The organism is Streptomyces sp. NPDC050211 (assembly GCF_040656035.1).
Classification (GTDB): domain Bacteria; phylum Actinomycetota; class Actinomycetes; order Streptomycetales; family Streptomycetaceae; genus Streptomyces.
On record NZ_JBFALC010000091.1, the window covers coordinates 24,684 to 31,062 of the forward strand.

The window sequence follows — 6,379 nt, forward strand, 5'->3', positions numbered from 1 at the left end:
TATGCCGTGCCCGACAGGGTTTGCGGAATAGACGTCGCACCCAAGCTAGTGGAACAGCTCCTGCCGCCCGGGAAGTCCATCGATGCCGGCACGTCGCTGACCGGCCCTGACGACACGCAGCGGTGTGCGGTGATGATCGATGACAATACCGCAGTCGAAATCACGGGCCAGCGGTATCCGGATGTGCGGGGAGTGAAGGACATAGCCCTCAACTACCTCAAAGTCCCCGCCGACGATCTCGGGCAGACGAACGCCGATGGTTCCGTCATGGTGTGGGATTCCCGAATTGTCGGCGTAACGGAGTGTGCTGGCTATCCGACGGATGGCGCAGGCCGGAATACCAATTGGTATTCCATCACTATCAAAGCCTCCTACCCTGATAATGCGAAGGCTCGGCAGGATGCGTTGGAGCATCTCCTCCCGCCATATCTGAGAGGTGCTGCTCGCGCTCTGGGCTGCTGACGGCTCGGAGTCACGGCCTGGTGTCGTTCTCATGTCGTATAGGGGTACCCAATACCGTGGATTTGGGAGGCGAAGCCCCTCCTGTTGATTTGACGCCGGGGGCACAGTCGAACAGGGGACGCACGACAGCCTCGTCGCGGCCGACGGGACCTACGCCCGGCTGCACCAGGCACAGTTCACGCAGGCGTCCGCCGCGCCTGAACAGCCGTGGACCCATGCCCCTCGTTGTCACGCGTTCGGCGGATTTCGACGCTCAGGGGCCCGCGCGGTCACCAGCATCGGGATGCACCGCTGGTGCGGTGCTGGGACAACGTCGCGAAATCGGCTCTGTGGCCGCTCCCGGTTTCACGCAGACGGTGGCCGTCTCGGCCGTCGTCAGCGGCGTGCGCCGCGACCTCGTCCAGTCCCAGGCGGACCTTCCATGCTCGACGTCGCCAGTCCGCGCGAGCGGGCGGTAATCCGCCTGGTTCTCACCGCAACCGCATCTCAACACCCCTCCGTCCTGGACGACTTCCGGGAATTCGTGCGCACGGTTCACCCGGACACCGGCGCGGCTTCGTAGCGCGTTCCCGGAAGCGGAGTTCTTGCACCGTCAATCCGACACTCCAAAGGTTGATTTCATGGGTCTCTTCGACAAGCTCACCGGAACCAAGCGACCCACCGACGGTGTCGCGCCACGATCAGCCGCTGAGGTCCACGCGGCTCTGATTGCCCTCAATCGCCCCGACGTCCCGTACGTCATCCGGGACGGCAGCGCGGAGGGCGCGGATCTGGTGGCCGAGTGGCGCCTTCTGGACCCGGCCTGGCAGACCTTCTTCGTCCGTACCCAGGTGAGCCGAGTGTCCCAGGTCCGTATGCGCCTGGCTCCGGAGAAGCAGGAAGTTCGCTCCCTCGACCAACAATACGAGGTCACGTGGGTTGGCGGCACCCCTAGTCTGGCCATCGCGGCAGAGGCCCAACGCGGTCAGGTACAGACGGTCTCGAAGCGCTGGGACGCTCGGCGGGGGCGAGGACGGCGGTTCCGAGGGGAACGAGACGTTCAGTGTTGACAGTTCTGACCTGAAGAATCCCCTGCATGACGCTGTCCTGGGTGCGGGGTGGGCATGGCGCGGAGTCATCACTGGCAAGCTGTGAGATTGGCTGGACCACAGACGCCTGCCTGAGTGATGTCCTTCGCCGAAGTATTCACGCCAACGCGAGGGCCGGATGGCGGACTCCCGGTGATCTGGCGGCGAGGCCTATGCGGCAATCAGCTCGCACCACACGTACTTGCCCCGATTGCCATTTCTGGCCAGCGGCTGCCACCCCCATAGGTCGGCGCAAGCGCGGACCAGTGCGAGGCCGCGACCTTCCTCTGCGTCGACCAAGTCACCTAGCTTCGACGGCGGTTCGGGCGGCTGGGGGTCTGCGTCCCAGGCGCCGATGCGCAGCACACCGCCGCGCCACCGCAGGCGCAGTGCGGCGGGTCCCTTGGTGTGGCGTACGGCGTTGGAGACCAGTTCAGCTGCGAGGAGTTCGGCCGTGTCGACGAGGCAGATCAAGCCGTGCATCGTGAGGATCAGGCGGACGGTACGGCAGCAGACGGTGACGGCGCGTGGGTCGTTCGGGATGTAGAGGGAGTACTCCCAGGGTTCGTTTTCGGGCATGACGGAACTCCTTGTCGAGAGAAGGGGAGTTGGCGGATGCGCCGCAGGGCGGGTGGTGGCAGTGCCGCAGCCGTCATGGCAGGACGGAGCGGTGCGCTTCCGGAGGCCCCAAGTGCGCAGCGTGTGCGTCGCGTCACCGACCGTAGGGCTAATTGTTTAAATGGTGCAAGCTGATCGCGTAATGTGACGCCCGAACGGGTCGTGCCCGCAGGCGCGTTGGGAGGATCAGTCGATGGCACTAAGGAGCGAGCCGACAGCACGTCAGTTGCGGCTGGCAGTCGAGCTGCGCAGGCTCCGGGACGCGGCAGGTCTCTCAGCCCGGGACGCGGCCGGTCTGCTCGGGGTCACCGCTCCGGTCATCAGCCAGATCGAGTCCGGCATCGCAGGTGTGAGTGAGCAGCGGCTGCGTCGCCTCGCGTCCCACTACGCATGCACGGGCGGCGAGTTCATCGATGCCCTGGTGACGTTGGCCGTCGATCGGACACGTGGCTGGTGGGAGGAGTATAGGGGTCTGCTTCCCACCGCGTTTCTGGACCTGTCCGAGCTGGAGTACCACGCCACGTATCGGTGGGACGTGGACTTCCTGCACGTCCCGGGCCTTCTCCAGACGGAGGACTATGCCCGGGCGCTCTTCTCCCGTCGTGTTCCGGAATTGCCCCATGACGAACTTGAGTTGCGCGTACGTCATCGCATGCAGCGGCGCGTCATCCTTGAGCAGCCGGAACCGGTCCCATACGAGGTGCTGGTCCACGAAGCCGCACTGCGGATCAGGGTGGGCGGCCGTGCAGCCTCACGGACGCAGCTGGCCCATATCCTGGAGCTGTCGGAGGCAGACCACGTCACCGTGCGCGTCATCCCTTTCGAGCTGGATGACTTCGCCGATGTCACCGCCGCCATGGTGTACGCCGGTGGCGTCACCTCGAGGCTGGATACCGTGGTGCGTGACGGTCCTCATGGCGCGCTCTTCATCGACTCCGAAGCGCAGCTCGCCGTCTTTCGAACGCTTTTCCATAGAGTTGAGGCAGCGTCACTCGACCCCGCTCCGTCGCGTGACCTCATCCACGAACTCGTCAAGGAAATGTGAGGCACCCGGTGTACACCAACAACTGGCGGAAGTCTTCTTACTCCGGCAGCGGCGACGGCAACGCCTGCGTAGAGATAGCGAACCTCCACACCCGAGTGGCGATACGCGACTCGAAGACCCCGGCCCAGGGCACGCTCTCCTTCCCGGTCGGCATCTTCATGGCGTTCATCAGCAACCTCAAGGCCGACATCGGTCGTGAGATCGAGGGCTTGTAGGCCCGTAGCGCTTGATGGCCAGATTCTCTAGGGGGCCCGGCTCCGCGACCATGGCGATCCAGCTCAGGATGCCCATAGGGATGGCGACGACGACGGCGTAGCCCACACGGTCGGCCACCTTCTGACGTCGTGAGGGCTCCGGGGGATGGGACTCGCGGCGTAGTGCCTCGCCGCGCGGCTTGATCGCCTGGTACGCGAGGATCGCGAGGACGGCCACGCAGAGTGCGACTTGCCAGAGCTCGCCTACGACGCCCCAGAACCCGACCCGTTGAATTGTCTCCGGCTCTATCCCCTGTTGGGCGTCGAACTCGGTGCCGTCCGGGTAGTCGTGCCCGGTGTCCTCGAGGTCGACAAAGATGGCGTCATCGGCGGTGCCGCCGTCCGGCGTGAAGTCCCCGTAGCAGTCGTAGCTCGAGTTCTTACCGCTGGAGTTGGTGTCGTAGCAGCGTTCCACCTTGTACGTGCCTGGGGTGCCGTAGAGCCCTGCGGACAGTGCGAGGTCGGCAGTCGCGGTGACGCACCAGAAGGCGGTGATGAGGGCGAGGATGACGCCGGACACCCAGCCGAATATGCGCTTCATCCACCCACCAAGATGTTCGGCTCCTTCTCCAACAGCCTGGAGATGCCAGCCTGTTCGGCAAAGGCTCTGCGCTCCAGGTCAGCCTGGGCGCGCTCCTGCTGGTACTTCTTCCAGTCCGCGGGCTGCACGAAGAGCATGTCGTTGCTTGCCGGCACGATCATGACGCCGCCGAAGGCTGGGTCACCGGCGAACCAAGCGCCGCCCTCCTCCGCCTCCTTCGGCCAGCGGCGCACCGTCGAGGCGTTGAGCGCACGCAGCGAAGGGGCGTCGTGCTGCCCGCGTACCGTCAGCCTGACGGTGTGAACGTTTCCGAGGTACTTCCACTCGGAGGCCTTCTTCAACACCCGGGTCCGGTACTCCAAGGGGTACATGTGCAGCACCTTCCCGCACACCTTGAGTCGTGACCCGTGGCGCAGTCTGAGCGCCAGGAAGATCAGGACGAACATGGCGGCTGGGATGCCGAACGCCGGCAGGGCGGCGTCATAGCCGACCAAGTGAGCCGCGAACGGCAGGGTGAACAGGACCACGGTGAGCGCGAGGCGTGTCGCTACGTGCTGGTATAGCAGCGCGCGGTTGTGCTTGAGCACCTGCGCAACGTCAGGTGGCGCGGGCGGATTGTTCATGAGGTGGCTTCGTCCTTATCCAATATCGCTGCTTATGGCCGCACCGCCGAGCCCGCTCGCGGCCTTCGTCGCAGCGCAGGGCTCGGCGGTGCAGCGGACCGTGGGAGACGGCATGTTGTTTGCTTCCTGCCGGTCCGGCGAAGACCTGAGGTTGCCGCCGGCCCGCGCTCCTCAGCTGGCCGGTCCGGACTGTTATCCGAAGTCGGCCGTGACCTGCTCGGCGATGGTGCTTTTCCTCTCGTTCTCGTTGTCTGGGCCGGGCTCAGTCGCTGTTCCGCTGGTGACGGTCAAGTCGTGGGCGGACTTGGACAACAGCGAGACGTAGAAGGGGAGGTCGGACAGGGACGGGGTGGTGAGGCTCAGAACGAGCAGCCGCCCCATCCGAGGCAGGGGGAGGTAGACGTCGACCCGGGCAAGGGGCAGGGACGGTGCCCTGTCGTCCTGTGGGTCCGACTTCCATTGCAGCCCGCATAGTACGAGGACGCCGGGCCCCGCCGGGACGCGTATCTGCTCAACCGAGTTGTTTTCGTTGACTGACAGCGACTCGAACAGGCAGCGGGCGGAAAGCTCCGCATCCGGCTCATCGAGCGGATCGAGCCGGGCAAGCAACGATGCCGTGGTCATGCGGCCGTCGGGCGTCTCGTCGAGGCAGAAGCCCGCGTAGAAGGACTTCTCAGCACGGGCTAGTTCGGCCATTTCATGGTATGTGCGAAAAGTGACTTCTCGCTGAAAGTCTGTGCCGTGCGGCCAGACCTCCTCGGCGATGGACCAGAGTTGTTCTTGGCGTTCCTCATCGTCCAAGTCGAGTCCCAGCGAGTGAAATCCACCGGGTATGTCCAAGTGCAGCTCGATACTCGGGGCGGACATCAGAGAGTCTTCCTATGGGTTGGCCGCAGACTCACGCCGCGACGCAGGTCCGTCGGTACGTCCAGCTCGAGGTGGTGCTGGTGTGCCAGCCGGGTCAGCACACTGACCGGCGTCCCCCGGAATTCACGAGGATGAAGCGCGACGCCCTTGAGGCGTCCGCCGTCAGGTGTGGGGACCAGTGTGACGAAGTGGTAGATCGTTGTGCGCCAACCAAATTGCTGTCGCTCGAGCTCCCCGGCCAGCCGGGTGAACTCCCGGTCCAGGAAGGCCTCGTGCTTGGTTGGGTTGCGCGAGAGGCGGAGCGCCAGCTTGGCAGGTGAGATGAACCGGGCGAGAGCGTTGAGGAGCCGCATCAGATCGTCCTCGTGGCCATCTCCGAAGATGACCATGAGAAGCCAGACGAGTTTGGCAACGAATTCCACCGGAATGAGGATCCACTGCAGCACGAACCACAGCAGAAGTCCCAGCCTCGAAGGGAACGGAAGGACCGGATCGGCGACCGAATCGGAGTGCGGCGTGACTGCCATGGCTATTCTCCCGTCACGCTGTCGTAAATGCCGCTGGCAGTGCCTGGGACCTGCATCGCAAGCTGGGGCCCCTTTGACCACCAGGACGTCGGGTCCAGGGTTCCGTCGGCGCGTATCGCTGCTTGCAGGGAGTCAAGGTTCCTGAGCCCGGGAGTGTTGGCGACAAGGGTGTTCAGCCCTGTCTCACCGATCGAGGCACCCATGTTCTTGGCTACCGAATTCTCCCAGGCGAGCTTCACCTTGTTCGCGGCGCCTTGTGCCTCGAAGACCTTGCCCTCAGTGAGCTGTTTCCAACCTGGCTGGTGCCATGGGATGTTGGCGTAGGGGCCGGGTGCGGGAAGAGGCGAAGCTCCTGGTAGATGGGTTGTCGACCAA

8 protein-coding genes and 1 pseudogene are annotated in these 6,379 nt (G+C 64.6%); 3 read left to right on the forward strand and 6 right to left on the reverse strand.

Annotated elements, in window-relative coordinates; translation table 11 throughout:
• Nucleotides 1-6 precede the first annotated feature (6 nt).
• On the forward strand, nucleotides 7-462 hold the full coding sequence (locus AB0I98_RS45095) for a hypothetical protein (protein ID WP_362951889.1): 456 nt from the start codon (nucleotides 7-9) through the stop codon (nucleotides 460-462).
• A gap of 1,238 nt (nucleotides 463-1,700) precedes the next feature.
• Here AB0I98_RS45095 and AB0I98_RS45100 read toward each other — a convergent pair.
• The gene (locus AB0I98_RS45100) at nucleotides 1,701-2,108 is read right to left on the reverse strand and encodes an ATP-binding protein (RefSeq protein WP_362951890.1); all 408 of its coding nucleotides are present in this window, start codon (nucleotides 2,106-2,108) and stop codon (nucleotides 1,701-1,703) included.
• Between the two features lie 232 nt (nucleotides 2,109-2,340).
• Between AB0I98_RS45100 and AB0I98_RS45105 the strand changes: the two genes are divergently transcribed.
• Entirely contained in the window at nucleotides 2,341-3,192 is an 852-nt protein-coding gene (locus AB0I98_RS45105) for a helix-turn-helix transcriptional regulator (RefSeq protein ID WP_362951891.1), read from the forward strand.
• Entirely contained in the window at nucleotides 3,189-3,407 is a 219-nt protein-coding gene (locus AB0I98_RS45110) for a DUF397 domain-containing protein (protein WP_362951892.1), read from the forward strand. The genes AB0I98_RS45105 and AB0I98_RS45110 overlap by 4 nt, the downstream gene beginning before the upstream one ends.
• Here the strand turns inward: AB0I98_RS45110 and AB0I98_RS45115 are convergent.
• The 5 genes and pseudogenes from AB0I98_RS45115 to AB0I98_RS45135 all read right to left on the reverse strand — a co-directional run.
• Entirely contained in the window at nucleotides 3,370-3,987 is a 618-nt protein-coding gene (locus AB0I98_RS45115) for a hypothetical protein (RefSeq protein WP_362951893.1), read from the reverse strand. The two genes, AB0I98_RS45110 and AB0I98_RS45115, sit on opposite strands and share 38 nt — an antisense overlap.
• A complete protein-coding gene (locus tag AB0I98_RS45120; protein ID WP_362951894.1) occupies nucleotides 3,984-4,610 on the reverse strand; it encodes a hypothetical protein in 627 nt (208 codons plus the stop codon). The genes AB0I98_RS45115 and AB0I98_RS45120 overlap by 4 nt, the downstream gene beginning before the upstream one ends.
• 192 nt (nucleotides 4,611-4,802) lie before the next feature.
• Nucleotides 4,803-5,411: a hypothetical protein gene (locus tag AB0I98_RS45125; RefSeq protein WP_362951895.1), complete on the reverse strand. Its 609-nt coding sequence runs from the start codon at nucleotides 5,409-5,411 to the stop codon at nucleotides 4,803-4,805.
• Nucleotides 5,412-5,476: 65 nt separating this feature from the next.
• Entirely contained in the window at nucleotides 5,477-6,004 is a 528-nt protein-coding gene (locus tag AB0I98_RS45130; protein ID WP_362951896.1) for a hypothetical protein, read from the reverse strand.
• 2 nt (nucleotides 6,005-6,006) lie between these two features.
• Nucleotides 6,007-6,379: pseudogene (locus tag AB0I98_RS45135) on the reverse strand (hypothetical protein); the annotation flags it as partial.